This window comes from Actinoallomurus acaciae (assembly GCF_042429965.1).
Lineage (GTDB): Bacteria > Actinomycetota > Actinomycetes > Streptosporangiales > Streptosporangiaceae > Actinoallomurus > Actinoallomurus acaciae.
On record NZ_JBHLZP010001038.1, the window covers coordinates 1 to 1,316 of the forward strand.

A 1,316-nucleotide genomic window follows, 5' to 3' on the forward strand; every position below is an offset into this window, starting at 1 on the left:
TGAAGGGCGCGGGTGCGGGTCTCGGCGACGGCGTCGCCGGGGCGTTCGAGCAGGGCGGGCAGGAGACGACGGTGCCGGGAGAACGACAGCAGGTCGGCGGCGGTGCGCAGGGCGCCGATGCGGCGGCCGGGATCGGCGTGGCCGAGCAGCGCCAGGCAGACCTCCTCCCGGGCGTCGACGTCCGGGCCCAGCCGGGAGAGCGCCCGCCACACCGTCAAGGCCGGTGTGCCGGAGAACCGTTCGCTGCCGGACCAGGCCGACAGGTCTCCCGACAGCGCCGTCACCAGCGGTTCGGTCGCGGTGGGACGGCCGGGCAGCGCCTCGCGGAGGGCGAGCGTGGCGGCGAGCCGCAGCTGTTCGTCAGGCTCGTCAGGCTCGCCTGGGTCGTCGAGGAGCCCGCGGAGCCACAGGAGCGTCTCGGGCAGCGTCGCGGCGGTCAGGGACCGGGCGAGCGACCCGACGGCGAGGACCTGGTCGAGCCGGGTGACCCTGTCCTGCGCGGGCCACCGCTCCCGCAGGGCGACGACGACCGTGTCGGCGTGGGTGACCGCCTCCTCCAGAACCGGCGTCACCGTCCGGCGTACCCGCGGATCGGCGTCGTCCAAGAGCGCGATCAGTCGGGGCACGGCCTGGTCCCAGGCCGCGGTCCAGCCGCCGGCGACCGCGTGCGGGCCAGCGGTACGGGCCTCGCACGCGAGCCGTCCGATGCACTCCAGGACCTCGCCCCGGCACACCACCCGCGGCGACTCGGCGGCCTCCACGAGGTACGGCAGGGCCGCGACCGCCGCCGAGCAGACGAAACCGCCCTGGTGGTACAGCTCGTTCAGCAGGTCATCCGCGGCGTCGGCGGCCGCCGCCTCGTCCAGCAGCGCACGGAACAGCGACGGCATGTCCGCCTCGCCCCGGAAGGCGTACGTCAGGTCACGCCACGGCACCTGATCGAGACCGTCGAACATGCCGGGAACGCTACCGCTCAGGTCGCGGGTCGCAGGATGGCGCGCAGTGCGGTGGCGAGCCCTTCGGTGTCCAGGGGCCGCTGGTCGCTGAGCGCGCGCAGCAGGGCCCCGTCGATGAGGAAGGCCGCGGCCGTGGCCGCGGCCGGATCGGCGTACTCGCCGAGCAGGCCGACCAGGCCGTCGAACCAGGTACGGGCGAGCGGGCGCAGTTCGGGCCGCCGTACCGCGGCGAGGTACAGCTCGGTCTCGGTCAGCGCGCGGTCGCGGTCGGCGAGGTACTCCTCGGTCAGCGCGGCCACGGTCGCCGCGATGTCGTCGCCGGCCCGCAGCGCCTGGCCCCAGGCGCGCAGGCCTTCGGCG

General features: G+C 75.6%; 2 protein-coding genes. Both read right to left on the reverse strand.

From position 1 onward, the window contains the following. On the reverse strand, window positions 1–956 hold a 956-nt coding region (locus tag ACFFNX_RS50200), incomplete at its 3' end, for a hypothetical protein (protein WP_378213577.1). A 17-nt stretch (window positions 957–973) separates the two neighbouring features. Next, the coding region (locus ACFFNX_RS50205; protein WP_512699891.1) for a TetR/AcrR family transcriptional regulator at window positions 974–1,316 on the reverse strand (343 nt) is incomplete at its 5' end.